Origin of the sequence: Spirochaeta cellobiosiphila DSM 17781 (assembly GCF_000426705.1) — a bacterium.
In the GTDB taxonomy this organism is placed as follows: Bacteria; Spirochaetota; Spirochaetia; order DSM-17781; family DSM-17781; genus Spirochaeta_E; species Spirochaeta_E cellobiosiphila.
This window is the reverse complement of the sequence record NZ_KE384556.1, coordinates 23307-48631: the sequence shown is the minus strand read 5'-3', so window position 1 is coordinate 48631 and position 25325 is coordinate 23307. Positions and strand designations below refer to the sequence as shown.

Here is a 25325-nt window from a genome sequence, read left to right as displayed (position 1 = left end):
CATGAAGATTAGGGCATTAATAATAACTATGGTGCTGGTTAGCTGGCCTCAAATCATTAATGCCCAAAGTAGTTTTCCTGAGAACTTCGAGATCAGGCAAAAATACAATAAAATAATGACGGCTCCTATCGCCGATATACTAGATGAGACGGCCTTTGTTTATGAACAGATTGGAAGTCCACATAGGGTAAAGTTCGACTTAAAGCAACAGGCGGGGAGTGTTTATTTTTTATTTCTAAATGAAATGGATTATAAATTCCCTGTATACAGCAGAGGTTCCTATGTTGTTAAAAGAGATGAAAAAACTGGAGAATTTCTTCAAGTTAAGATTTTTCTCCAAAGCGATGAAGGGACTTTCCTAAGAATATATCCCAGTCATGAAAGGACTTTTATGGATATATATTTGAGAGGCAAAATGCTATATGAAGGAATTAATTTATCCCTATCCTTTCAAGATGTATTAAAATACCCTTTTTATAGTCTGCAATTAAATTCTGATTCCTTGATAGATTGGAATAATCTAGTTCCCCAGCCAGGTAGATTCCCAGAACGATTACAAAATGTCATTAGCTCTATTGCAAAAGCTTTGCCTTCCTTAGGAGATGCTGAGGATGGGGCTATGGATGAAAACGGCCAATTTGTATTTATTGAATCTTTATCAGATCAAGATGAAGGTCCTGGCTTTAATTGTTCTGGTTTTGCCAAATGGATTGCCGATGGTTTTTATAAGCCCATATGGGGGCGGCTAATGAATATAGAAGGTCTGAAAACAAAGCACTTGGAGTCCAGAGGGAATACCTGGAGCAGAACACGTGAAAACCGCGATCCCTATTTTGGTTTAGATTGGACTCGTAATATCGCTTTAACCTTAGGTTCCTTAACTGGCAAACCTGATTTTGAGAATCCAGAAAAATATGATGTTCGAGATATACCTTTTATTAACTATGTAGAAGATGTGGGATATTCCATTGATGATTTGGATTTTGCTCTATATATACAAGCTATTAAAGATCCAGGTAATATTTATTGGGGATCGGTTAATAAAGAATTTGGAACAGCTCCTGTATTAAGACAACATATTCATGTTGCTATCTTCATTCCCTGGTTTGATGAAGATGGTAATTATCATGTGGAAGTATTTGAACGAAATCACAAAACAAGTATTAAATCACTCAAAAGTCGATATGAAGGCGCCTTTGTCCATTTAACCTATAGTAAAGTTCCTGCAGACTTTTCTCTTCCTATCGTTGAATAATCCTCTAGGCTGATGTATTTTTTATCATATGAAACAAGTCATAATATTTCTGTTTATATCGTGCGTCCTAACAGTATCAGCTTTTAGTCAGGATGGAATTCTTTTCCGTCAGGCAGAAGAGCATTTTCAAGCAGGTCGAATCCAACTGGCGTTAAACCAGTATGAACAAATTATTAAGAAATACCCCCTGTCACGGTATCTAAAGGATTCCTATTATGGAGAAGCCTTGGCAACTATGAGATTGGGGCAAGATGAAGAAGCCAAGAATCTGTGGCTTAATTATTTAAATCAGTATCCAGAAGGCATGGATGATGCCTCCTTTTGGTTAGGAGCTTCTTATTTTAAACTGGGTCAATGGCAAGATGCTTTAGATTATCTATCTAAGACATCGAATGATTCTGCATATTCTGAAGAAGCAGATCGCTTATCAAGTATTTCATTAGCGAAGCTTAACAAAAATAAAGAGGCCGCTGAAGTATTTCAACAATTTTATCAGGAACAAAAGTCGTATAGCAAATATAAAGATGAATTAGTCATTTATTTTTCCGTTCTTCTCAAATTACAGGAATATGATAAATTGATTGAAATATATGAAAAACTAGCTTTACAAGATACCCATGTCTATCACCAATTAAGTTTATACGCTTCAGAAGCATACGACTCTAAAGGGGATGACACTAAATCAAGTGCTATTACCAGAAGTTTGTTAGGAGCCGAACAAGATATAGCAGCCGTTGCCTATCAACGTTATTTTCTCATAGCCCAGTCAAATGGGGATGATATGGAAGCTTTTGTTAGGCAGGCCGAAAGAGACTTAGCAGGAATGCCTGGTATCCTAAAAGAATTTTGGCTTCGTGTAGGCATTGATTATTATCAGAAAAATAACTACGACAAGGCTGAAATCTATTTGTGGAGAGTTTGGGATCTCAAAGATAGCCAAAATATATCAGGAACCGTTCCTTTGTATTTAAGCTCAATTATGGAGCAAAAAGGTGATATCCCGGGAGCGATCCAAGTGATTCAGAGTTTCACCGATATATCTCAAGATAAAAGATCCAATCTACTATTCAAATGGGGCTCCCTACTCATAAAGCAATCTCAATGGGAACAGTCTTTTATGACAATGGATACTCTCATAAAAGAGTATCCTCAATTTGAGTTTATAGGAGAAGCAAGGTATCTTGGTTCTTTTGCTCTCTATAAACAAAAAAAATATCAAAAGGCTTATGAATATATTACTCCCCTTGCCACAGTTGCATTGAATGATTCATTAAATGAGAAATACTTACGACTCAAGGGACAATTGGAAGTGAAGCTTAATAAGGATGGTATTACAACATATGAGCGTTATATCCTTGTTAATCCTAAGGATTCGATTGCCTTAATTGAACTTGCCAACCTTTATTATCAAAAAGGGGAATATTCCAAAGTTCTCAATTTAAAAGATCCAAATAATACTCCTCAATTGGCCTATCTAAAAGGTTTATGTTCCTTGAATAACAAAGACTATGATGGTGTTCTTCGCTATCTTATGCCTATCACAAGAACATTAAAGGGTGATAATAGTAACTATTCATTGAAAGCATATGCATTATTTTATGCCGGCTGGGCTAACTATCGCCTACCCAACTATCCAGAAGCTGTTCGCTTATTTACTCAATTGTATAAGGAATTCCCTGCTCATGAATTTGCTGAGGAGAGTCGGTATATGGCTGGTTGGTGTTCTTTTACTATGGAGGATTTTCCAACAGCAGAATCAGTGTTTAGATCTTTAAGTAATGACAGAAGTATAAGTACAGAGAGATCTCTTAAAAGCCTTCAGCTACTAGGTATCACCCTGGTTAACGAAGACAAAGATAACGATGCTTTACTAGTGTTTGAAGACTATCTGAATAAGGATAGTAAATCCACCAGAGCTCAGGAAGTGGCAATGAGTTCAGCACGAATACTTACTACTTTAAAAGGTGTCGATAGTGGGATTGCCATGTATAAAAAGGCACAGAATATCAATCCTTCAACTTCCATAGGCCAGGAAGCAGCGTATAGCATCGCAGAGACATACTCTCAGGCAGGTGAATATAGTAAAGCTAAAGAGTCTTTCTATCAGTATAGACAGGATTATCCTAAAGGAGAGTACTATGATGATGCTCTTTATTGGGGCGGTATCGCAGCTCAGAATATAGATGAAAAATTTGGAGCATTACTTCTTTGGGAAGAACTACTGGATATCGCTAACAGTCCTTACAGATCCGATGCCCTATATCGTTCTGCAGAAATCTATGCTAGCGAAGGGAACTATCGTAAAGCACTTAATTTATATGGTGAGTTAATATCTTCTTATCCTGCTGCTGCTAATTCTCTACAGGCAGAGACCAGGTCAGAGCAGTTACGATTGCAACTTTTGGGTTTAAGTGATCAAGAAGCAGAATTATCTGTAATCATTGGTAAAGAAGGTGGTTCTAAGTCAGCAAAAGGAAGGGAAGCCCTCGTCTCATTAAGTAGACTTTATATATATGAGAGTCGAGGAAAACAAGGGTTAGCTATTAAAATGTTGGAAGATGTTATAAGCAAATACGATGAAGATCCTTACTGGGCAGCTAGAGCTCAATTTCTATTAGGAGAATATTACGCGAGAGAGAATGATCCTCTTGAAGCAGGAAAAGAATATTTGAAAGCCGCCACTATGAATCCCTCAGATAGAGATCTGATGGCTATGAGTTTATATCGGGCTATGGATATGAGTCTTCAAGCCAATAAACATAAAGATGCTGAGGCTTTATTCCAAAGACTCAAGTCCTATTTCAGTGATACCCCCTGGGTGACAAAGGGCCAAGAATTACTGGAGGCTCACAAATGAGAAAGTTATTAATATTAGGTATATTCACAATTATTTCTACCTCCTTGGTCTTTGGGCAGGAAGCTCCAGAAGAACCGGGGATCGTCCTTCCCCGTTTAATGCTCGAAGTGCAGGATATAGATTTGGATGATATACAAACAATATTACCTTCTCAGGAGGAGTTAGGTTCTCCTGATATTGAGCTACCTCTACCTCAGCCAGAGGATTTACAAGTAGACATGAGCTCCATTGTCCTTAATGACTCTATAGAAATAACACCGGAGACCACAGGTAACAGAGTAATCCCTTATTATGCTTCAGGGGCTATAGGGGCAGGTTCTATGAATTACCTGATGGGGCAAATTGAGCTTTCTATGCCAAATAGCAATCCCGATTTTGATCTCAAGTTTTCTCATGAGGCTATGGATGGTTATTGGTCTGGTGATTCTTATCAGAGTGCCGGAAGCGGTAGTTACAATAGACAGGAAATCTTTCATGGCGACTTAAGTATTCAAAAAGATCTTTTGACCTTTGGTGGTAATTTAGACTTCAAAGAAAGAGAAGATGGTCTTCAAAACGGTGGTGGCCTGAATGAATATGAATCACAACGCACCAGGAATATTGATGCTAATGGTAATGTGACCTGGAATATAAAACCACACTGGAATGTTTTAGGTTATGGGGAGTATAGCGGCTTCTTTAGTGTGTTAACCGGAACGAATCCCTATGATACCAATGAGAATCGTGTGAAGGCTTCTGGTGGTATTCAGTGGTTCTCTGATGATGTTTCCATAAAGGCTGCCCCTTATGGACAGTATTGGTCAGTAGAAAAAGGATCAAAAAGTATGGCTGGTGTTGAGATGAATAGTGAAGGGGCAAAGGGAACCTTTAGATATTCTATAGACAGTCAGTTAGGATGGGGATTCAATGATGCCCTATGGTCACCTTTTCATTTAACATTATCCTATCGTCCTAACTACCAGTTGGGTTTTGAAGTCTATGGGGGAAGAATACAAGAGTATTACTCTACCTCCCTCATTAATGATTTATATCTTTTGCCCACTCTTGATTTAAAAGAGAATCTTGGTTGGACTGGGGGAATATCAGCATCCTATACATGGTCATCCTTTAATCTCTCATTCAATGTCCCCTATTCCTATTATGAGTCCCGACAGGTCATTACCAAGGATTTGGAAGCACAATCGGGTCTTTTTGTAACAGAAAAAGATGATGGCCCCCAATTAAGACCAAAATCTACTATTGGTTACGAAAATAATGGATTTTATACCAATGGGGGACTAGAGTTGACTCTATTCGAAGACTCTTGGTATGAGGATTATACCAAAGTAACCTGGGATTTCGGTTATGAATCTGTCTCTCAATGGGGTATTAGATGGACCAATTGGTATATTTTACGTAATTCTGGTTCAGATTCCATGCCACAATCCAATATTGAGGGCTATTATAAAGTGAATCAGGGCTTAGTTATTGCTTTGGAAGGACAAGACCTGTTAAGTCCCTTTATCTCAGAGGGACGGGAACTCTATGGTACTTATCTAGAACCAGGGTTCCTTGTTAATTTACAAGCTCGAATATCATTTTAATAATCTGTGAAGGAGAAGTTATGTTAGCAATATTAGAATACGGGGGAGTAGTAATGGCTTTGATTCTACTGCTCTCTTTAGTTGCCACAGTTATCATAGTGGAACGTCTATTATATTTTAGAAAAATTAAAGTCGATGAAGAACAGATACTAAATCGTTTAAAGAATGCTTTAGAAAAAGAGCATTATGATGAAGCCTTAAGTATATGTGAAAGCAATCCTTGTCCTGTATCAAACTTGATGAAAGTAGGCATAGAATATCGTAATTACAGTCCTCAAGTAATAAAGGACACCGTATTAGATGCGGCTAATTTGGAAATTCCTTCTATGGAAAGATTTTTATCCTCTTTAGGTACAATAGCCAACATCAGTCCTCTTTTAGGGTTATTAGGAACTGTTGTCGGTAATATTCAAGCTTTTGATGTCCTGAATGGTCTTGGCGGTGCTGGAGATCCCAGTGCGTTAGCTGGAGGTATCTCAAAAGCTCTTATCACGACTGCTGCAGGTATTATTGTATCCATACCTTCTACTATATTTTATAATTACTTGGTGACAAAGGTTAATCATACCATCATTAGACTTGAGAATAGAGTTAGTGAATTAGTAGCCCTATTGAAGAAGGAAAAGGTATGAGATTCAGAAGAAATCTGACACCCAATGCCAAAGTCGATCTTGTTCCTATGATTGATGTTGTGTTTCAGCTGGTTGTCTTCTTCATGGTATCCAGTACTTTTAATTTAACTCCGGCTATAAGCCTAATCTTACCAGGTTCTACTACTGCTGATGTGGTACAGGTGACACAGTTAACTGTAACAGTTATAGATAGTGATCAGATATATTTGAATAAAGAATCTTATTCAATGGATCAGCTTGGAGCGGCTTTAGCTAAGTATTCCCAGGAGGATAGAGCTCAATTTGATAGTATTATACTTCAGGGAGATGCTACAACTTCTTATGCTACTATCATAGAAGTGATGGATGTATTACGCCTCAATGGTTTTAAAGGTATACAACTTAAAACGAGGGAGGTCCAAGACTAGTGACCTATCAGGAAAAAGAACGTCTTAGCATTAGTATTATAGCCGCATTGATTCTTCACTTGCTGATATGGTTTGTTATGACCTTCTTTGACTGGCATTATGAACCAACCAAGGAAGTGCTTGGTCCTTTATATGTCGATATATCCCCATTACCAGGCTCTGCTGTAAAAACAGTACCCAACATTGAAGTAAAAGAGGATAGTACAAGGGAAAAGCCAAAGGCAGAGGAAACTAATCAAGATATAGAATCTCCCAGCACTTCTACACCTTCTCCGAATCCTCAAAATGATAAGCCCACACAAATAGCTCAAGGCTTGGCCACTGACCAAGCTCAAAAAACAGAAGTGTCAGAAGGAGAAGTTGTTCCCAACAATGATAATCCTTCTACTGTTGTTCAAGGTGAAAAAAATGAACCACAACAAGAGACGCAGACAGATGTTGATGTGACTTCAAAAACGAGTGAACCTGTTCAGGAAGCAGAAGAGCCTAGTCCATGGTTCCAGGATTTTAATCTTGATGATTCTCTGAAGGTCAGTGAAAACTCAAAAGGCACTGTTCAGGATAATGGTTCAGGGGAATCAAGTCCTACTGAAAATGTTTCTGGAATAGAGTGGGATGATCCCACGAAGGGAAGAGAACTTATCTATGGTCCTCCCATCAAATTACCTTCTGGTTTTAATGAACAAATTTCTTTTGAGATCGAGTTCGAGATAACAGAAGCAGGGAATTTAGTCCCCTTGAAAGTTATTCCCAAAATAGTTTATGGTGACGTCAGAAAAGATATATTTGATCAACTTCGTAAATGGCGATTCAAACCGGCACCAAGTCAGAATGGAAAAGACAATGTTGTTCGAGGACGAATCCCCATAGATACAGTAATTAAGAGGTAATAGTGAAGATTGAAGCGGTGGCCTTTGATATCGATGGTACTTTATATCCCAATAGTGAAATGTACCTGAAATCGATTCCCTTTGTAATGGGACATCTTAGAGAACTAAAAACTTTTTCAAAGGTTAGAAAAGATATCCGTGACCATAAACAGTTTGTTGATTTTCACCAACAGCAGGCCATCATGATGGGGGAGGCCTTGGGCATATCTCCCGAACGGGCTAAGGCGTTAATCAATAGAGTATTTTATACCAGATGGTTTAAGGTTTTTAATCATTTAAAACCATTTCCCCATGTAAAAGAAGTATTAGAATCTTTTAAAAGTAAAGGCCTTAAATTAGCAGCATTAAGCGACTTTCCTCTTCAAGACCGTTTAAATAAACTTGGTTTGGATGAGTATTTTCCTGTAAAATTAAGTTCAGAAGATGTGGGACGTTTGAAACCCAATGTAGAACCCTTTGTTGAGCTACAAAAGAGATTGGAAATCCCTGCAGAAAATATACTCTATGTAGGTAATTCTTATCAGTATGATGTGGAAGGATCCCATAAAGCCAATATGAAGGCTGCTCATCTTGTAAAACGACCCAAAAAACAAAGTGAAGCCGAGTTCTCCTTTTACAACTATCATGAGTTGGAAAAATGGGTGTTAGGCCAATTACAATAGCTATGGTAAAATAGCATCTAATAAATAAACTGGGAGCTATTTATATGGTATTCACAACAGGCAATATTATAACTCTGCTTATTGTAGTATTGATATTGTTTTTATATAGACAACTTGATAAAGGGAATCGCTCACTAGAGAAAGTAAAGAGATATTCTGATAAGATAAGAGATGACCTTGAGAAATTTGTGGATGAACGTACAACAGAAATAAAGGATATCGCTGTTGAACTAGAAGTTCATCAAAAATCTGGCCGTGAGGTCCTTAACCGTATTCAATCTATTGAAGATGAGATAGCCAGCCGGGCTGATGTATTGGATAAGGTCAATGATCGTATACTTGGATATGATGGATCCCTATCGGAACTGGAAGAATTAACAAAGGCTGTACAGGAAAATGTAAACCGGATTCGTAAAGAATCGGAATTTGTTGATACCATTGGTAAGCGGTTAAAGGATTCCAGTCAGCGAATTGCCCTAATTGAAAAGCAGATTCCTGAAATCAACCAGTACTTCACAGAAGAAAACCAGAATCGTTTTAATGAATTAAAAGACATTATCCTTGGTGAGTCCCGTGAAAGTTATCAAGCCTTAGAGCTTCTTGTAAAGGGTGAGTCAGATCGTATACAGGAACTGGCGGATTATGTTAACCAATTAGAGGACAGAAAAGAGCTTTTTGAAAAACGTCTTACTGAAAATGCCCAGAACCTAATGAATGAATCCCTTAAGACGGCAGAAGATAAAGGCAGCCAGATTAAAAATGAACTCATTCAAACATGGGAACAAGCGGTATCCTCCTATAGAACACAATTCAATCAGGCACAGGATGAGGCTAGTAAAAACTACACTGCCTTGATTAAGGATTATCAACAGAAAATTGATAATGCGAGAGAAAAGGGCATCAATCTCGAATCTGAAGTATTTGAACAGTTAAAGGCCAATATTTCCTCCCATGTAAATTCTTTAAATGACAATTGGGCCCATGAAATAGAACAAATTAATAATCAGTTACAGCAACAAATCCAGGAACTTGATCAAACATCACAGGATGATCTTGGGAATATACAAAGAAGTGTGACTGATAGAATTGAATCACAACAGCAGGTTTTGGATGACCGTATACAGGAAATAGATGATTCCTACAGATCCAGAATGACAACATTACAGGATCAGCTGGATCAAAATCTAAGCGATATGAATGATCAATTAAGCCGTTTTGATAGGGATCTGCAACAGACTTTATCAGAACAGGATGACAGGCTTCAAGATTTTAGTCCCAAAATCGATCAGCTTGCCCAGGATTTTGATTCTAGATTCAATAACTTAACAAATGAAGTCGTGGAAAGGCAAAACAACATAAGTAATGATCTTAAAGTAAGCCAGGATTCTTTGAGTCAGGATCTTGAGAATAGATTAGCTATCCTTTCCCAGGATCAACAATCTCTTTTAGCCAATTCGATAAGTGATATGGAACAGCGTAATGCGGCCCGTATAAAAGAAGCGGAATCTCAACTTCTCAGTCAGGGAGAAGAGCTGTCAAAGGATATTATTGCCCAGGAACAATCCTTATCAAAGGTAATTGAGGATTTAGAATCAGACATTCAACGTCGATATACAGATGCCCTTCAAAAATTGGATCTCAATCAACAGGATTTCACTGAATCAACAGAGGCCGCTAAAAGTAAAATTGACAATTTCCAGCAACAATATCAATCACTTGCTGATAATCTGAATCAAAAGATTATTCATCATAAAGAAAGTCAGGATCGTGCTTTTGAAGATATGAATCAAGAATTAAAGGATCAGATTCAGAATCTGGAAGATCAGATGATAAGGGTGCAGACTCTAAGTGATGAGATCGAAAGTCTGGCTGGAGAAACAAGGGCCTTAGCTCATAAACAAAAAGAAGAATTCTATCAAGAACTGGAAGACTCCCAAACAACTCTAATTGCTACTTTAAAGGATAGTCACAAAGGTGTGGAAAATACAGTCTTCCAGAGTCTGGATAATAGACTTACCAGCTATGAAGAAGGTATCTCAGGACGTTTGGATAAGCTGGAAGCTCTATCAAATGATATAGAAAATCTAGATGAAAATTTAAGACAGCTTATGAAAACTTTTATGGTCAAGGCAGAAGATAACTTACATAAGTTTGAAGAACGGCTGGAAGATGATAAAAACAATGCTGCTGTACGTCTCAATCAGGATATCCTAAGTCTTGATGATGAAATGAAGCGCTTAGAAACAGAGTTGAATGGTCTAAAGGAAAGGGCCTATGATAATGTTAGTTCTAAACTAAAGATCTTCGAAGATGATTTCTTTGAGGACTTAAAAACTCGTTCTGGACAAATGGAAGCCGCCCTGGATGAATGGTCTGCTAACTTCAACAACAACTTGTCTGAGACAAAAGAAACCCAACGAATACAACAGGAAGACCTCAGTAATCGTTTGTCTCAAATGCTTCGTAATGAACTAAATGAACTGGAAAAGAATTCCATGAATCAGATTACGAATTTGGAAGATCAGTTAAAGAATTTCCAAAACGAATTAACTACCCAATTGGCTAAGGGAAGTGACGATATTCAGTCCCAAGAACAGGAGTTAAATAAACAACTAAAACAAATGGAGCTAGCCAGTCAGGAACGTTTTGATCAGGAAATCCGTAATCAGGAAAGCCTCTTTGGGGATAAGTTAGTCAGATATGAGAATGAACTACAGGGAAGGCTGAATCTTACTACCGATGCTATTGAAACAAGTCGTTTAGAGAATCAACAATTATTAGAAGCTGCCAGAGATGATGTAACACGTTGGCAAAGTAAAATACTACAGGATATTAAAACTACCGAAGGAGACTTCAGTCTTAAGCTAGATGACTGGAGACGGGGCCTGGAATCCCAAATGGGGCAAATCAAAGACGAGTTCCTTGCTCAGCGTGAAGATATAATACTTTCTTCTCAAGAAGAACGTATTAAATTGAAGAAAGAATTACAAGAAATGTCAGATCAAATGTCAGATCTTCAAGGTGATTTAAAAGAAAGAACCATCAAGGCTATCGAAGGTTTGGAAAGGGAAAAAGAAGTCTTTATCCTTGATTTTCAAAAGAAGACCAGAGAGATTGTCAGTGAGTCTGACGACAAACAAAGGGAGATCTTCCAAAGCTTACAAGATGCTCGAAATACCATCGAAACTCATCAACAGAACTTCACTGATAAGATTGATCAGAGTTATCAATTGATAACTACTAATTTGGAAGCCTTAGAAAGGCGTCAGCAAGAGTTTGTAGCCCAGACGAAGATCTTTGATCGCGCTGATAGTCTTAAGTTAGAATTAGAATCTAAAATTGGAGATCTTAAGAGTGATATTACTCGTGTTGAAAAAGACCGGGAAGAACTGGTCACTCTATCACAGGAAATTCTTAAGATCCGTGATTTGACCAATGATGTCTCTGATAAATTATCAGATTTCTATGATCAAAGAAACAAAATCGAAGCTATGGAAAATGACTTTCAGAAGGTTGTCTCCATATCTAATTCTATTGATACAAAGCTGGTTTCTGTCACCGAAAGTCATGATAGACTTCAGGATATACAAGTAAAACTAAGACGACTTGAAGAAAATGAAAAGGGCATCGCCCAAATCTACCAGCGACTGGAGCAAAAGCAGGACTTACTCAGTGAAACGATAGATGGTGTAGATAAAAGTTTTGATCAACTTAAATCCATCGAAGAACGTATATTTACTATAAGAACACAATTAGATAATTTACCAGAACAGGTTGATTCTATTCGTGAATTACTTGATCAAGTTCAAACAGATAAATCTCAGGTAGATCATGCGATACAGCAATTAACTAACCTGGATGAAAGCGTAGAATATCTAGAAACTCGTATCAATGAAATGAATAAAGCTAGAGAGTGGCTCGCTAAAACAGAAACTCGTTTAGAAGAAATCTCCAAGCAGGCTCAAGAACAAGTTCGGTTATTGGGTACTTTAGCTAAGGATGAACCTGCCAGTAGACGGACTAAGGGAGCTCCTAATATGGATATTAGGGAATCTGTTATCAAATTAGCACGACAGAATTGGAAGATCGAGGAGATCGCACGGGCAACAAAGCTTAGTCGCGGTGAGGTTGAGTTGATCTTGGAGATGGGTGTTAAGGGATAATAGAGATTATAAAACAAGATTTGTAAGAAATATAGATATTTTATTTAAACAGAGGCTATTTTAAAATAGCCTCTTCTCTTAATAAGCAAACTTCTTATCCAACCAATCATAAGCGGCATCTTGTTGTTCTTTATAGAAAACATGACCATAAGGCCAGAATCGCGTTTCCAGATTATTCCCAGCCCCTGAAGCATTCCATATCTTATGCATTTTATCAAAAGCTTCCTTTGCACTAGATGGGGGAAAAAGGCCATCCTCTTCTCCTGCATAGAATAACATAGGTTTAGGTGCTGCAAGACCAGCAACATCTGGATAATCCAGATATTTGCCAATGAAAGGATGAAGCATGGTATAAGCGGATGATCCTTTGAGCTGATTACTACCTGGGACCATTAAGCCTTTCATTGTGGCCATCCAGTTCTCTACAATACCTGCTTTAATATCTGGTGATAAGGAAGCCACTTGCCAAGCTCTAAAAGCTCCCATGGAAAAACCAACAGCAGCTACTTTCTCTTTGTTAACTTGTTTTAAACTTGCTAGAAATTGGGCAGCGCGACAATCCTCTAAAGCTATCCATCCAGCATAGGACACACCCATATTGAACATATTAGAGGCTAAGGATTGCTGGGCCTCGGTGTTCCAACCTTCAACGCTACGATCTCCCCAGCCAAGAGCATCACAGCTTAAAACAACATAACCACGTTTGGCCAACTCATCACCTGGGAATGTTCCTGTAAAGTATTTTTGACTCCAAGCTTTAGAGGAGGCTTGTTTGACTGGATCCTTCCAGGTCTCTACCATCTTTTCTTTGCCAATATCGTATTTGGCACCATGATCATGGAGCATAAGGGCTGCTGGGAAAGGTGCACTTCCTTTAGGAATGAGTAAAAGAGCCATAACCCGACTTTCTTCTGTTAGATTGAATACCACCTTTTGAGCCATATAGGCTCCTCTATCGATTTGATCGATCACTTCCATTTCAAAAGGCGTATTGTCATCCCAGGGAAGAATTAACTCTTCTGCTTTTTGTAATCCCTCTGTTTTCCACTGATTAAATTCTTGTCCCTCACCAGTCCATGTCATCGTAAAGGGTATTTTTGCTTTTAGCGATTCATAAAACACCGGTAAGGTATTATCCGATCCTGTGAGAGCTTCCTTTTCATAATCCTGTGTATACATGGAAGGGATTATAACAAGGAGGCATAAAAAAGTCATTATTTTGCTGTAGATTGGATTTTCTCCTAAGCAAAATGAAATCAGATCACAAGAGCTTGATGATAGTCTTTTCCAGCTTATGAAGCAGCTGTGAACAACCTAACCACTTATCTTTAGATATTCCTATTCTAAGTCTCATAGGAGGTAGGAGAACTTGACTGTAGCCTCCGCCATAGGGATTCACTTCCAGAATAAGTTTGTCCTTGTTTTGGGTAATGACAAAGTCCTCCAGATCACATAGTTTCAAAGCTTTACCAAAAGAAGGGGTCTGTATTAGTTTTGTTCTTATTTTCATCAATAGAGGTGATATCCCTTTATGCTTTAATTTACCCAATCTATTAAGTTGAATCCTTTCTTCTTTCTCATTAGCTTGTTCTATCGGTAACTCTGTTCGGAGAGATAGGATGTAATTGGAACTAATGAGGCTTTTCTTCTGTACTAATGTTAGGTAGGTAGGATGAGAACAGGAGGGAAAAAAGATTTTCCCTTCCTGTATATCGGTACAACTTCCTAACCGTGAACTCAGTTCAGCAGCTCGTTCCCTTAGAAGCATATCTCCCTGTACCTTTATCATTTACACAGCTCCCACTTCAGCAGTTTCTGATTGTTCGCCCCATTCTTTGAGGGCGTCCTCTAAGGTTATGGTCTTAAATAGCTTTTCTTTCATCTTTAGTTTGATCCACAGGACAGAATAGATGACAGAGGCTACCAGAAATACACCTGAATATAGAAATATAGTTTTAGCCATTTCCGGATCGGGGAATATATTCAGAAAAGCAAATACCATTCCCACAATACCCAGAACTTGTGGAATAGGGTAAAAGGGTGCTTTATAAGGTCTTTTCGCATTAGGGTATCGATACCGGAGTACGATAACATCAATATGAGCCACGATATAAGCTAGTAGCCAGGAAGATACGGCCGCCATAAGGTAGATAGTAATATTAGAGGCATTCGCGATACCAGCAAAAAAGAATGCTCCGATTAAAGCTGACATTCCAAAGATTCCAGCCCATGGTGTTCGGAATCTGGGGTGAAGCTTACCAAAAATAGCGGGTAATTCCCGATCCGCGGCCATTCCGTAGAGCATGCGAGGGACAACAGCGACGATTGTATTTACCGTACTTGCTGATGCGAAGACAGCCACAATGGACATAATAAAGAGTCCTGGTTTTCCTAGAATAGCTTCAGCCACAAGAATATGAGGACTAATGGATTCCGCCAGGATACCAGGGGATACATATTTAAGAGAAGCAAATCCATATAGGAGATTCACAATAAAGATAATCAACAGCCCTACAGTCATAGCTTTGGGAATGTGTTTCTCTGGGTTTTTAACTTCCTGAGCCATAGGAGTGACAAATTCAATTCCAATGTATAACCAAATGGCTAGTGCCGTTAAACCAAAGACTCCCCATCCCATGGGGTTGAAGCTTTCCAGACCACTAAGCGTCTGGATGGGGTCATTGGCAATTCCTGTTAAACCAATGAGCCCTAATACGGTGATAGACACCATCATGATTGTTGTAAAGAGGATCTGTGTCTTGGCAAAAACATCGACACCTAAAAGGTTAAACACAATGAATAAACCAAAGAGCAAACCACCAAACACCAGCGGATTTACGCTTGGGGCAAATGTTGCTGATAGAACAGAACCTGCAATAGTTAACTCTGCAGGAGCTGCAAATATATTTGGTATAACATACCCTGCTATTGTGGCCACCATAGCCACTAATGTACCTAAAGCTACTTTTGTATAAGACCCTAGCCCTCCCGCATAGGGCATCATACAAGAGAGCTCTCCAAATGATTGAGCAGAAAAATGTTGAAGCAACCAGGCCGCAATCATAGCAAAGATAAATCCTGCTCCGGCTATTCCCATTCCCTGTCCTAAGGTGACTAATGTACTAGAGGCCACAACCAATCCCATACTTACAGATAGGCATGACCAAAATCCCAAGGTCCTTTTTAGATTCGGCATTACTAACTCCTTTAATGATCTTACTCTCTTGATAGCATGGGTTATTTCTAGTGGTATTGGAAAAAACGGAACTATTAATAATAGATGTCTTAATTACGTAACTATTTGTATAATAAAAATTTATTAAATTTTATTTTCCAGATTGATATGATCAAAGAGGTTTTTAACATATTCCGATTTGGGTTGGTGTGCATAAGGAAAATTCTTTGAATTCTTTAATAAAATGAGCTTGATCGTAGTAGCCTGCTTCCTGTGCCATCTCCGTATAATCAAAGGAAAGTTGGTTGCGTATAAGGCTAAAACATTTTTGAAAACGAACAATCCTTATGAAGAGTTTAGGGGCGATTCCGACATGAGTTTTGAAGACATTATTAATATGTCTTGCAGAAAAACCTGTGTCATCAGCTAATTCCTGTATACGGATTTCCCCTCGGGTGTTGTTAATACGTTCAAGCATGTAATTTACAAGCCACATTTGTTTTTGTGGTGATTGGTGAACAGTGTTATATGACTCAAACAAGTTTATACGTTCTTCAAAACTTTTTGCCATATTGATGGAATCAATCAAAGAACTTGTCTTTTTATGAACATCTTCTAAAAGAACTTCCTGATCTGTAAAATGGGACAAAGGACAATCAAGTAGTTCTTCAGCTCCTCCTGGAAGGAAACGTACACCAAAATACTCTATTCCATTCTTAAAACATATTTCCTTCCCTTTTTTAACAGAGCCACAAATATAAGCTTTAGGTTTGGAGGGAGAACAATGGAATATTATGTCTACTGTTCCATCAGGAACAGCCACTATTGGTTTTGCTGCTTTTTGGGGCAATGAAAAGCTATAGTACTGGGTTAAGTGCCCGGACTGTGTTCTAAATGTAGATTTGAACTCTTTGGTAGATAGCTCAAAAAAAGGCTGTGATGGAATGTAGTCTATCGCCATGATACCAACCTCCTTGTATTAGGTCTGCTAACATGTTGCAATTACCATGCCAAATACCTGTTGATACTGTAAAAGCCCCTTTCCTGCCTCTATATATATAAAGAAAGTAATTACTCCCTTAGACAAGTAAGATATTTGTGACCTATTGGATGGTAATTAGTCTTTATAGCTACATAAATGTATCTTGATGTTTTGTTTAATACTTATGTGTTTTGGTTTTAAGGGGCCGTATAATTCCGATTTTTCCAATTTTTTCTTCTAGGGTTCCTGTACCTTAGCCTCAAGGAGGTTAGTTATGGAAAGGGTTAATTATTCATCGGGAGCTCCTTTAGAGGAATCTGCTGGATATTCAAGAATGGTCAAAGTAGGAGATCATGTGTACATAGGGGGAACAACAGCAGTTCAGCCTGATGGAAGTGTTTATGGCAGATCTCCTTATGAACAAGCCAGATACATTTTTAGTAAATTTATGGAATACCTTCCCAAGGCAAACGCTGAACCTAAGGATGTTATCAAAATCAAAGCCTATGTCACTGATATGGGTTTCGCCCCAGAAGTAGGGAAAGCCTATTCAGAGTATTTCAAGGCTATACGACCTCTTTTTACCATGGTTGAAACACCTAAACTTAATCGGCCTTCCCAATATGTAGAAATAGAATTAGAAGCCATCATCGGCTGTGAAAATATCACTATCTAAGGAGTAGTAAATGTCAAAATTAGATTTTATTTACCTGAATGAACAGGAAATGATTGAAGCAGGTGTAACAGATATGGCTGGTTGTGTTGATGCCATGGAAAAGATGTTTGTTCTGTTAAAACAAGGTGATTACCGTATGGGAGGCGCTAATAATAACTCCCATGGGGTAATGATGGTTTTTCCAGAAGAATCACCTTTTCCCAATATGCCTGTGGACGGACCAGACAGACGTTTCATGGCCATGCCCGCTTATCTTGGTGGTGAATTCGATATGGTTGGCATGAAATGGTATGGTTCCAATGTTGATAACCGGGAGAAGGGGTTACCCAGGTCCATATTGATGTTGACATTGAACGATAAAGAGACAGGGGCTCCCTTGGCTTATATGTCCGCTAATATCCTAAGTGCTTTTAGAACAGGAGCTGTTCCTGGTGTGGGTGTTAAATACTTCGCTCCTGAAGATGCCAAAGTGGTAGGAATTGTCGGTCCGGGGGTCATGAGTAAAACCGCTTTTGATGCCTTCATGGCTGTACGTCCAGGAATCGACACCGTGAAGATTAAAGGTCGAAGTCAAGCTTCCATTGATAAATTCATAGCCTATGTGAAGGAGAAATATCCCAGTGTATCTCATTTTAAAATAGTTGAAGATATTCAGAGTGCTATTGAAGGTGTGGATATTGCAAGTATTGCCCCTTCAACTCCTACTGGAGATCCCTCTCTTTATCCATATATTAAAGAAGAATGGATAAAACCAGGTGCTGTGATGTGTTGTCCTGCAGCCGCTCGTTTTGACGAAGATTTTATCCTTAATCGCGCTAGAACTGTTACAGACAACATACAATTGTACGAAGCCTGGGCAGAAGAATGTCCTTATCCTGCTTTTCATACCATCCCTATTCCAGCTGTACATTGTATGGACTTGATTGAAGAAGGGAAGATGGATAGAAATCAAATCGATGATCTGGGTGATATCATAACTGGTGCGGTTCCCGCTATTAAGAATAAAAACGACAAAATTATATATTCCATTGGTGGAATGCCCATTGAAGATGTGGCCTGGGGAACTATTATCTATCGCAACGCCCTGGATAAAGGTATTGGTAAAAAACTAAATCTATGGGATAGCCCTTATCTGGCTTAAGTTAGGAGTATCATATGCGAATCAAATCCCATCCTATATTAGGGGACGTACCTTCCCGTAAGGAAGTAACTTTCTATTATGATGATCAGGAGTTAAGGGGATATCAAGGAGAACCAATATCTGTTGCTCTCCTGGCAGCAGGAGTTAAAACATTTCGCTATACAGGCAAAGGCCATAAACCCAGGGGAGTCTTTTGTTCCATCGGTCGCTGTACAGACTGTGTCATGACCGTGGATGGGGTTCCCAATACGAGAACCTGTGTCACTCCTTTAGTAGAGGGAATGCGTGTACAAACTCAGTTTGGAATTCTACCTAAAAATAAAGCAAAGGGAGCCCCGTCATGAAACGATACGATCTCATTATTGTTGGGGCAGGCCCCGCCGGTTTATCTGCAGCTATTGAAGCAGCGAAGGCAGGACTGGAAGTGGTTGTGTTTGATGAAAACCAACGTCCAGGGGGACAGCTTTTCAAACAAATCCATAAATTCTTTGGATCTAAAGAACATAAGGCTAAGATTCGGGGATACAAGATAGGAGAAGACCTCCTTCAAGAAGCTCAGGATCTTGGAGTAAAGGTTTTGCTCAACTCTGTGGTGACAGGGTTGTTCCAGGACAGGGAAGTAACTGTAAAAACGGAAGATGAGATTCGCCATTATAAAGGAGACACTATCATAATCGCGACAGGTGCTTCTGAGAATATGGTCTATTTTGAGGGCTGGACATTACCTGGTGTCATAGGAGCTGGTGCTGCTCAGACTATGATGAACCTTCACAATCTCAGACCGGGAAAAAAAATCATCATGCTCGGCTCCGGTAATGTAGGACTAGTTGTCAGTTATCAACTTCTCCAAGCCGGGTGTGAAGTCATCGCTGTCGTTGATGCCGCTCCTCGTATTGGAGGTTATGGAGTTCATGCTTCCAAGTTAACCAGGAGTGGAGTTCCTTTTTATCTTTCTCACACCATCATCAAGGCAGAAGGGGAGGATAGTGTAAACTCCGTCACTATAGGCGAAGTTGGTCCTGACTGGAAAATTATGGAAGGTAGTGAGAAGACTTTTGAAGTGGACACTGTTTGTCTGGCTGTCGGTTTATCTCCTATGTCTCAAATACTGGACATGGCAGGATGTACCATGGTTGATGGCCCTGGAGGTAAGGTCCCTCTTATAGATGAGTTTGGATCTACTTCATTACCTGGCGTCTTTGTTGCTGGTGATGTCTCTGGTATTGAAGAAGCTAGTGCTGCTATGATTGAAGGTCGAATCGCTGGAACAGCGGCTGCTGAGTACCTAGGATATATCGATAACAACAATAAAGAAGAACGGATCAAACAATTTGAATCAGCTTTAACAAGTTTACGTCAGGGAATGTTTGCCCCTGGTACAAAGGGGAAGTTTATTCCTGATACAGAGGAGGGCATCCCTGTATCGGAGAATCTATTAAGATATGGCTATTTATTAGAAGAAGAACTCCATCGTTTTCCTGGTGTAACTAAGGGGGCAGGAGGAGTTCATCCTGTTATTGAATGTACACAGAACATTCCCTGTAACCCTTGTCAGGATGCTTGTAATAAACAATGTATCACCATAGGACATCAGATTACCTCTTTACCTGTTGTTGATGATAAAAATCCCTGTGTGGCTTGTGGTATGTGTGTCGCCGCTTGTTCTGGGCAGGCCATTTTCCTAATAGATGAAGACTATCAGGAAGGGTATGCCTCCATTGCTTTACCCTATGAATTTAGTCCTGTTCCTCAGGTTGGACAAGTTGGTAAGGCCCTGGACCGTCAGGGACAGGAAGTCTGTGAAGCGACAGTGGTGAAGGTTAAATCTCTCAAAGCTTATGATCATACCCATGTTTTAACAATGAAAGTTCCCAAAGAAATGGCCATGTCTGCCCGTTTCTTTCGGCCTTAGGAGCCTATATGAAAGATTACAATGATAGATTATTAGAACCGGAACCTTTCCTCCCGGAAGAAGACGATCAAACCATAATATGCCGCTGTGAAGAGATCACAAAAGGGGAAATCCGACAGGCCGTTCATGAAGGAATGTATACCTTAACAGAGGTAAAGCGATTCCTTCGGACAGGGATGGGATTATGCCAAGGGTCAAGATGTGGGAATTTAGTACGCCGGATAGTTGCAAAAGAACTGGGAGTCGATCCTTTATCTTTAGCTCCTCCTACAAATCGTGCGCCTATGCGCCCAACAGCGATGCATATCCTGGCAAAGGAAGTCGAAACCAAGGGAGAGGATAAATGAAAACAAAAGCAGATATCCTGATCATCGGTAGTGGTGTTATAGGCAACTCAGCTGCCTACTATCTAGCGAAAAAAGGTCATTCCGTCATTGTTTTAGAAAAGAATAAAGTCATAGGTGATGGCGGTTCCAGCCGTAATGGTGGAGGTGTCCGTCAATCCGGTCGTGACAAAAGGGAACTCCCTTTAGCCATGTATGGAGCGCAAAACTTATGGCCCCATCTATCAGAAGAACTTGATATGGATGTAGAGTACTACCAGGAAGGGAATTTACGTCTGGGCAAAACAGAAGCCCATTTGGAAACCCTGGGTAAACTCACATCCAATGCCCAGTCCCTGGGCCTAGATGTAAATATGATTAGTGGAGAGGAAGCTCGAAGCATTAATCCCTATCTGTCAGAAGAGGTCATCGGAGCCAGTTGGTGTCCTACTGACGGACATGCCAATCCTCTATTAACGACCTTAGGATATTATAGAAGAGCCCGTCAGTTGGGGGTTCAATTTGTGACAGACCATGCTGTTCAATCCATTCGAAAGATAAAAGGAAGAGCAAAGCAAGTTATTACGGATAAAGGAAACTTTGAAGGAGACAGGGTGATCCTGGCTGCAGGATATGAGAGCCGCTTTATTGCAGAGACTGTAGGTCTCGATATTCCTATGAATAAACTATTACTGGAAACCTTAGTGACAGAAGCACAACCTCCCATGTTTTATCAAATGCTGGGAACAGCGGCTGCTGATTTTTACGGCCACCAAACAACACATGGGTCTTTTGTTTTTGGAGGAACGACAGGCTTTGAGCACTTAACAAGAAGTAAAGGCCTGGAGGACACTAGTACTAGTAGCTATGCTACCTCCAGTACTTGTCGGGGTATTTTGAGCTACCTTCCGGCTTTAACTAAAACAAAGGTTATAAGAGCCTGGGCGGGGTGGATTGACTATAGTGGTGACGGGGTTCCTGTCATTAGCCCTGTTGACGAGGTACCCGGTTTAATTCTAGCCTGTGGTTTCACGGGACACGGTTTTGGAATTTCTCCAACTGTTGGATTATTATTAAGTCAAATAACAGTGGATGAAGATCCTGTTCTGGATCTGAGTGCCCTTAAATATGATCGTTTTAAAGCCAAAAGCTAATATCGCAGGAAGGAATTGGACTATGGGAAGTTTTAAAGCCAAACTGATTATGATTTTTGTAATGTTATCAGTATTTGTTGGACTATTGGTCGGAACAATAATTTATCTTCAATACACAAAGTATATCGATAACACAATCACAAAAGCCCTGACCGACGCCTCACATTTTGTGGAGCATACAATCCCTTACAAAAGTTTTGATGGATTTGTAAAAGCGGCTCAGGAAAAAGAAGAGTCTCTACAATCTTATAGAGCTCTCATGGGCCAATATGCACGGGATTCTGGTTTTGCCTTTGTGTATTTAATTTCCACAGGAGAGTCTTCTAAATTTCCTACTATTGAGATTTCTGACTTTATGGACGAGAGGGGGCTTATCTATTGGGAGAATCCTGCTCCTGAATCCCTCCAGGCTATCAGCACGGGGAAGTCTCTCATGTCCAAACCTTATAAAGATGAGTTTGGTACTTTCATATCCTTTTTCCATCCTATTACCTCCCGCGATGGAAAGGCTTTTGTCATTGGGGTTGATTATGATTTATCTTATGTAGTATCTGTTCGAAAGCTGGCTTTATGGTCTTTTCTTATATCTTTTTTGATAGGTATCCTTCTTACATTGGTAGTTAGCTTCTTTATTGCCCGTTGGTACAGCCGGCCTTTATCTCTCCTTGATAAGGAATTGAAACAATTAGCTACAAAGGAAGCAGATCTAACAATTCGTTTGAAAAAGACTTCTAAGGATGAGATTGGTCAATTAGCCGATTCTTTTAATCAATTCATACTACGATTACAAGGCCTAATGATAGATTTAAAGGAAATCGTAGAACAGACAGATTTTGTTAAACTCAACATTACCACTTCTACCGAAGAAACATCTGCTTCTATTAATGATATTAATAGACATATTCAGTCCATTAAGAATGAAATTAACTTATTGGATCAGAATATTCTCAATAGTGATAATGTCATTAATAGATTAACAGGACATATGGCTTCCTTTGATAGAATTGTTCTGGATCAATCATCCATGGTAGAAGAATCCAGTGCCGCCATAACAGAGATGAATGCCGCATTACAAAGTGTTAACAAAGTCGCTGGCACTAAAAAGGTAAGCACTCAAAAATTATCAGATATTGCTCAAAAGGGGTGGGATCAAATAGGTGAAACCAAGGAAGCCTTTCGAAAAGTGGTCGATAATATTACCCAGATACAGGACATGGTAGCTTCTATCAATAGCATTGCTGCTCAAACTAATCTCCTGTCAATGAATGCCGCCATTGAAGCCGCCCATGCCGGGGATGCGGGTAAAGGTTTTGCTGTTGTTGCAGAAGAGATACGGAAACTGGCTGATTCAGCTGGAGAGTCTTCTCATCTTATAACCAACCTTATCCAGGATGTCACCCATTCTGTTGGTGAAACAGAAGAAAAAGTCAGTCAATCTGCAGAAGCTTTTGAAGCCGTGAATAAGGAAGTAGAAGATACGGTAAAAGCTTTCTATGAGATCGAGAATGCTGTTATTGAATTGTCAGCGGGAGGACAAGAAATCCTGGAAGCCTCTTCAAGCATTAAGGATATGGCTATAGCTGTTAAAGAAGGATCCGGGAAGATAAAAGAGGACATAAATAATCTCAAAGGTTCATCGGGAATGATTAGGGGATCTTCTACCAATGTTTCTTTGCGTATGGAAGAATCAGCCGCTGGATCACAGAATATCGTTAGCGCTATGGATCATGTTCTTGTATTGTCCCATGATCTTAATAATATTATTAATCGTCTGACCATGAATTTAACGCAGTTTAGGACTGAAGAATAAGATCTCCTTTGTTGAATCCCCTAATACGAAATGACTTTTCGTAACTCATAAGGATCATGTTTAACAAGGAGAAAGAGTATCACCATTCTTCACTATTTGTTATTCTGATAATATTTTTGGTCTAATGCGATAGCTGACATTATAACCAATTCTTTGGGAAGGTCATCAATAGCTTCCACATTGAATGTATCTGTGAGGTTCAGAACTTTGGTTATGGATAGGATTTCCTTTTCTTCAGAATCATAGCAAGTTATTTGGGGATCAATAAATTTTCTTTTTGATCTAAAGCTTCCTAAGGATGTATTAAGGGTAAAGCTCTTTCCAAATTCAAAAAAAGGGAAAGTAATCCCTCCCAAGTTTTTACCAGTCTCATCATGGACTGTAAAAGAGAAACGAAATAGATCTCCTTCCATAGTGGCTATGATTTCTTTACTATTCTCTCCCTTGTACCCGATAATTTTGGGAGAAAGGCTTAGAATTTTTTGTTTAGCTAGCATAATAACTTCATCTTCATTATTTTGTGTTACAGCATAAGTAACACCCCAACTAAAAAATCGCTGTGTGATTGTATATCGTTGCATATTTTTATTATAACACATGGTAAATAGATTTACTAATGACTGTGAGGACAGAAGGATTAGAATTATGAATAAAATCATAGAGAGGGGCGATCTCTACTGGTATAGCCGGGAAGGATCAGTACCACATCCTTGTGTGGTCATTCAAGATACCATTATTAACCAGACTCGAATAGAATCTCTTGTCATCTGTGGCATTACCAGTAATATGAGAAAAGCCGCCTGGCCCGGATATGTTCTATTAGAGGAGAATGAAGGCGGTCTTCCTCACAAAAGTCTTGTCGATGTATCTCAAGTGACAGATATTAAAAAGGATGATTTAGGCGAATATATGGGACAACTTTCAGAAGAGCGAGTGAACCAAATCTTCCAGGGCATTCAATTGCTTCAGAGATCTTATGAAGCATAAGGAAATCATAGCTGTAAAGAGTCATTACGGTTATCCCTATCATAATCTAATCTATACTAATAGCGACTAATAACGCAATTTCTACTGGAAGGCTCTCATGGAAGTAAATGGACTGGTTAGAGTCAGAATCCTCAAAGATGTTATAAGACAAGAATTCTTGATCATTATCATCACGGAGAACAATTCTACTCTCAAAGAAGCTTTTCTTCGTCTTATAAATCTTATCACCTATTGTAAAGACAACTCTTTGAAAAGACCTGTAAAAGGGATAATGAATAGACGCCTTTAAGCTACCATCAGGAGAATATATCTTGTAATGTTTTCTGATAAGATTGCCCTTCATATAGGCAATAAGTTCCTTCTGAGTACTACCTTTGTAGGCTTTTATTTGTGGAAATGGATTAAAAAGACTTGCTTTAAAATTATACAGAATATCCTCTTTGTTATCTGTATAAGCTAGATATTTTGGTGAAATAGTTAGTGTTACTTTATCAACATTATAATTAATTAACATAATAATAGGTAATATATCACTGAATTTGGGGACATATCCACTTTTTCCTTGCAAAAAAAGGGTATACATATTTGTAGAATACATATTTCATTGTGTCATTTGGCCACATGAGTACTTAAATAATTATAAGTTCAATTAAAAATATGTTAATTAATCTGTATTAAAAGCTATTTTTTTCTAAAAATAGGTTAGTTTTGAATAA

At 39.0% G+C, this 25325-nt stretch carries 22 protein-coding genes; 16 read left to right on the top strand and 6 right to left on the bottom strand.

The annotated features are described in order from the left end of the window. The first annotated feature begins 1 nt into the window (after nt 1). Genes K345_RS0112820 through K345_RS0112785 form a run of 8 tightly spaced genes read left to right on the top strand, consistent with a single transcriptional unit; the run spans nt 2 to nt 12449 of the window. The gene (locus K345_RS0112820) at nt 2–1255 is read left to right on the top strand and encodes a hypothetical protein (RefSeq protein ID WP_028974501.1); all 1254 of its coding nucleotides are present in this window, start codon (nt 2–4) and stop codon (nt 1253–1255) included. A gap of 28 nt (nt 1256–1283) precedes the next feature. Further along, a complete protein-coding gene (locus K345_RS0112815) occupies nt 1284–4112 on the top strand; it encodes a tetratricopeptide repeat protein (RefSeq protein WP_028974500.1) in 2829 nt (942 codons plus the stop codon). Next, nucleotides 4109–5695, top strand: a complete 1587-nt coding sequence (locus K345_RS0112810; RefSeq protein WP_028974499.1) for a TonB-dependent receptor — start codon at nt 4109–4111, stop codon at nt 5693–5695. The genes K345_RS0112815 and K345_RS0112810 overlap by 4 nt, the downstream gene beginning before the upstream one ends. A gap of 20 nt (nt 5696–5715) precedes the next feature. Further along, entirely contained in the window at nt 5716–6327 is a 612-nt protein-coding gene (locus K345_RS0112805) for a MotA/TolQ/ExbB proton channel family protein (RefSeq protein ID WP_028974498.1), read from the top strand. Next, nucleotides 6324–6734 carry an ExbD/TolR family protein gene (locus tag K345_RS0112800; RefSeq protein ID WP_028974497.1) on the top strand — a complete coding sequence of 137 codons (411 nt, stop codon included), beginning with the start codon at nt 6324–6326 and terminating at the stop codon, nt 6732–6734. Before K345_RS0112805 ends, K345_RS0112800 begins: the two co-directional genes overlap by 4 nt. Further along, nucleotides 6734–7624: a hypothetical protein gene (locus K345_RS0112795; protein ID WP_028974496.1), complete on the top strand. Its 891-nt coding sequence runs from the start codon at nt 6734–6736 to the stop codon at nt 7622–7624. The genes K345_RS0112800 and K345_RS0112795 overlap by 1 nt, the downstream gene beginning before the upstream one ends. 2 nt (nt 7625–7626) lie before the next feature. Next, nucleotides 7627–8286, top strand: a complete 660-nt coding sequence (locus K345_RS0112790; RefSeq protein ID WP_028974495.1) for an HAD family hydrolase — start codon at nt 7627–7629, stop codon at nt 8284–8286. Between the two features lie 44 nt (nt 8287–8330). Next, nucleotides 8331–12449 carry a SpiroCoCo family coiled-coil protein gene (locus tag K345_RS0112785; RefSeq protein ID WP_028974494.1) on the top strand — a complete coding sequence of 1373 codons (4119 nt, stop codon included), beginning with the start codon at nt 8331–8333 and terminating at the stop codon, nt 12447–12449. 78 nt (nt 12450–12527) lie between these two features. On the opposite strand, the gene K345_RS0112780 is transcribed toward K345_RS0112785, so the two are convergent. From K345_RS0112780 to K345_RS0112765, 4 genes are all read right to left on the bottom strand, one after another. After that, the gene (locus K345_RS0112780; protein ID WP_053228352.1) at nt 12528–13628 is read right to left on the bottom strand and encodes a dienelactone hydrolase family protein; all 1101 of its coding nucleotides are present in this window, start codon (nt 13626–13628) and stop codon (nt 12528–12530) included. Between the two features lie 82 nt (nt 13629–13710). Further along, entirely contained in the window at nt 13711–14238 is a 528-nt protein-coding gene (locus K345_RS0112775; RefSeq protein WP_028974492.1) for a DUF3156 family protein, read from the bottom strand. Continuing rightward, a complete protein-coding gene (locus K345_RS21015; protein ID WP_037572410.1) occupies nt 14239–15645 on the bottom strand; it encodes an APC family permease in 1407 nt (468 codons plus the stop codon). Nucleotides 15646–15808: 163 nt separating this feature from the next. After that, nucleotides 15809–16585, bottom strand: coding sequence for a helix-turn-helix domain-containing protein (locus K345_RS0112765; protein ID WP_028974491.1), 777 nt, complete (start codon nt 16583–16585; stop codon nt 15809–15811). A gap of 295 nt (nt 16586–16880) precedes the next feature. On the opposite strand from K345_RS0112765, the gene K345_RS0112760 reads away from it, so the two are divergent. From K345_RS0112760 to K345_RS0112730, 7 genes are read left to right on the top strand one after another with little or no spacing between them, the layout of a single operon-like run. Continuing rightward, nucleotides 16881–17282, top strand: a complete 402-nt coding sequence (locus K345_RS0112760) for a Rid family hydrolase (RefSeq protein WP_028974490.1) — start codon at nt 16881–16883, stop codon at nt 17280–17282. 10 nt (nt 17283–17292) lie between these two features. After that, nucleotides 17293–18423 (top strand): ornithine cyclodeaminase family protein, encoded by a 1131-nt coding sequence (locus tag K345_RS0112755; RefSeq protein WP_028974489.1) that lies wholly within the window; start codon nt 17293–17295, stop codon nt 18421–18423. A gap of 14 nt (nt 18424–18437) precedes the next feature. Further along, the gene (locus K345_RS0112750) at nt 18438–18767 is read left to right on the top strand and encodes a (2Fe-2S)-binding protein (RefSeq protein WP_028974488.1); all 330 of its coding nucleotides are present in this window, start codon (nt 18438–18440) and stop codon (nt 18765–18767) included. Next, nucleotides 18764–20335 carry an FAD-dependent oxidoreductase gene (locus K345_RS0112745; protein WP_028974487.1) on the top strand — a complete coding sequence of 524 codons (1572 nt, stop codon included), beginning with the start codon at nt 18764–18766 and terminating at the stop codon, nt 20333–20335. Before K345_RS0112750 ends, K345_RS0112745 begins: the two co-directional genes overlap by 4 nt. Nucleotides 20336–20343: 8 nt before the next feature. Beyond that, nucleotides 20344–20682, top strand: coding sequence for a (2Fe-2S)-binding protein (locus tag K345_RS0112740; RefSeq protein WP_028974486.1), 339 nt, complete (start codon nt 20344–20346; stop codon nt 20680–20682). After that, entirely contained in the window at nt 20679–21812 is a 1134-nt protein-coding gene (locus K345_RS0112735; protein WP_028974485.1) for an NAD(P)/FAD-dependent oxidoreductase, read from the top strand. Before K345_RS0112740 ends, K345_RS0112735 begins: the two co-directional genes overlap by 4 nt. 22 nt (nt 21813–21834) lie before the next feature. Next, entirely contained in the window at nt 21835–23622 is a 1788-nt protein-coding gene (locus tag K345_RS0112730; protein WP_028974484.1) for a methyl-accepting chemotaxis protein, read from the top strand. Between the two features lie 92 nt (nt 23623–23714). Here K345_RS0112730 and K345_RS0112725 read toward each other — a convergent pair whose 3' ends face one another. Next, on the bottom strand, nt 23715–24203 hold the full coding sequence (locus K345_RS0112725; protein ID WP_156888401.1) for an LURP-one-related/scramblase family protein: 489 nt from the start codon (nt 24201–24203) through the stop codon (nt 23715–23717). Nucleotides 24204–24267: 64 nt separating this feature from the next. Here K345_RS0112725 and K345_RS0112720 point away from each other — a divergent pair, with 64 nt between their 5' ends. Continuing rightward, entirely contained in the window at nt 24268–24609 is a 342-nt protein-coding gene (locus K345_RS0112720) for a type II toxin-antitoxin system PemK/MazF family toxin (RefSeq protein WP_037572405.1), read from the top strand. A 46-nt stretch (nt 24610–24655) separates the two neighbouring features. On the opposite strand, the gene K345_RS0112715 is transcribed toward K345_RS0112720, so the two are convergent. Next, a complete protein-coding gene (locus K345_RS0112715) occupies nt 24656–25192 on the bottom strand; it encodes a hypothetical protein (RefSeq protein WP_169714815.1) in 537 nt (178 codons plus the stop codon). Nucleotides 25193–25325: the final 133 nt, after the last annotated feature.

What these genes read in the sequence shown, in the direction of transcription:
- K345_RS0112820 (WP_028974501.1), top strand. Translation starts at nt 2, where the DNA reads ATGAAGATTAGGGCATTAATAATAACTATGGTGCTGGTTAGCTGGCCT.
- K345_RS0112815 (WP_028974500.1), top strand. Translation starts at nt 1,284, where the DNA reads ATGAAACAAGTCATAATATTTCTGTTTATATCGTGCGTCCTAACAGTA.
- K345_RS0112810 (WP_028974499.1), top strand. Translation starts at nt 4,109, where the DNA reads ATGAGAAAGTTATTAATATTAGGTATATTCACAATTATTTCTACCTCC.
- K345_RS0112805 (WP_028974498.1), top strand. Translation starts at nt 5,716, where the DNA reads ATGTTAGCAATATTAGAATACGGGGGAGTAGTAATGGCTTTGATTCTA.
- K345_RS0112800 (WP_028974497.1), top strand. Translation starts at nt 6,324, where the DNA reads ATGAGATTCAGAAGAAATCTGACACCCAATGCCAAAGTCGATCTTGTT.
- K345_RS0112785 (WP_028974494.1), top strand. Translation starts at nt 8,331, where the DNA reads ATGGTATTCACAACAGGCAATATTATAACTCTGCTTATTGTAGTATTG.
- K345_RS0112780 (WP_053228352.1), bottom strand. Translation starts at nt 13,628, where the DNA reads ATGTATACACAGGATTATGAAAAGGAAGCTCTCACAGGATCGGATAAT.
- K345_RS0112775 (WP_028974492.1), bottom strand. Translation starts at nt 14,238, where the DNA reads ATGATAAAGGTACAGGGAGATATGCTTCTAAGGGAACGAGCTGCTGAA.
- K345_RS21015 (WP_037572410.1), bottom strand. Translation starts at nt 15,645, where the DNA reads ATGCCGAATCTAAAAAGGACCTTGGGATTTTGGTCATGCCTATCTGTA.
- K345_RS0112765 (WP_028974491.1), bottom strand. Translation starts at nt 16,585, where the DNA reads ATGGCGATAGACTACATTCCATCACAGCCTTTTTTTGAGCTATCTACC.
- K345_RS0112760 (WP_028974490.1), top strand. Translation starts at nt 16,881, where the DNA reads ATGGAAAGGGTTAATTATTCATCGGGAGCTCCTTTAGAGGAATCTGCT.
- K345_RS0112755 (WP_028974489.1), top strand. Translation starts at nt 17,293, where the DNA reads ATGTCAAAATTAGATTTTATTTACCTGAATGAACAGGAAATGATTGAA.
- K345_RS0112750 (WP_028974488.1), top strand. Translation starts at nt 18,438, where the DNA reads ATGCGAATCAAATCCCATCCTATATTAGGGGACGTACCTTCCCGTAAG.
- K345_RS0112745 (WP_028974487.1), top strand. Translation starts at nt 18,764, where the DNA reads ATGAAACGATACGATCTCATTATTGTTGGGGCAGGCCCCGCCGGTTTA.
- K345_RS0112740 (WP_028974486.1), top strand. Translation starts at nt 20,344, where the DNA reads ATGAAAGATTACAATGATAGATTATTAGAACCGGAACCTTTCCTCCCG.
- K345_RS0112735 (WP_028974485.1), top strand. Translation starts at nt 20,679, where the DNA reads ATGAAAACAAAAGCAGATATCCTGATCATCGGTAGTGGTGTTATAGGC.
- K345_RS0112730 (WP_028974484.1), top strand. Translation starts at nt 21,835, where the DNA reads ATGGGAAGTTTTAAAGCCAAACTGATTATGATTTTTGTAATGTTATCA.
- K345_RS0112725 (WP_156888401.1), bottom strand. Translation starts at nt 24,203, where the DNA reads ATGCAACGATATACAATCACACAGCGATTTTTTAGTTGGGGTGTTACT.
- K345_RS0112720 (WP_037572405.1), top strand. Translation starts at nt 24,268, where the DNA reads ATGAATAAAATCATAGAGAGGGGCGATCTCTACTGGTATAGCCGGGAA.
- K345_RS0112715 (WP_169714815.1), bottom strand. Translation starts at nt 25,192, where the DNA reads ATGTATACCCTTTTTTTGCAAGGAAAAAGTGGATATGTCCCCAAATTC.